Origin of the sequence: Cysteiniphilum sp. 19S12-1, from assembly GCF_052030685.1 — a bacterium.
In the GTDB taxonomy this organism is placed as follows: domain Bacteria; phylum Pseudomonadota; class Gammaproteobacteria; order Francisellales; family Francisellaceae; genus Caedibacter.
The window spans coordinates 1-551 of sequence record NZ_JBQAJM010000100.1 but is presented as its reverse complement, the minus strand read 5'-3'; the positions used below and the strand labels follow the sequence as shown (position 1 = coordinate 551).

General features: G+C 36.8%; 1 protein-coding gene. It reads left to right on the top strand.

From position 1 onward, the window contains the following. Positions 1-393 (top strand): Tn3 family transposase (locus ACTS4L_RS11410; protein WP_440618043.1); only part of this gene is annotated, 393 nt, incomplete at its 5' end. Positions 394-551 lie beyond the last annotated feature (158 nt).

The window sequence follows — 551 nt, the reverse complement described above, 5'->3', positions numbered from 1 at the left end:
ATTTACATGCTCAGATATATCGATGATATTCAGCTAAGAAGAAATGTACATCGAGCATTAAATCGTGGTGAAGCCTTTCATCAAATACGCTCTGCGTTATTCCAAGTCAATGGTAAAAAAATCCTTGGGAAATCTGAAAATGCGCTAGAAATCAGCAATCAATGCAATCGAGTCTTAGCTTGCTGTATTATTTATTACAACGCTTCGTTACTATCAGAGCTACTCACCCAAGCTGAGGCAAGAGGTGATGAGAAACTGTGCAAGCAAATTAAGCGGCTTTCACCTGTAGCTTGGCAACATATTAGCCTGCTTGGAAATTTTGTTTTTTGTGAAAACGCTCAAAACCTTGATATTAAAGGGATTTTGGAAAGTGTACTTGCTAAATTTGACTGAGAAACAGATGGCTACAAACCATATGAAATAAGGGCTAAGAATCATATTTGGGAAAAACCAGTGCTATCTGGAATTAACCCCGTATAGTTTCATCATTGTTTACCAGAATGCCTAATATCAGCAAGGTTTTTAAAGAAGGTTGTTTTTAGAACAAGATG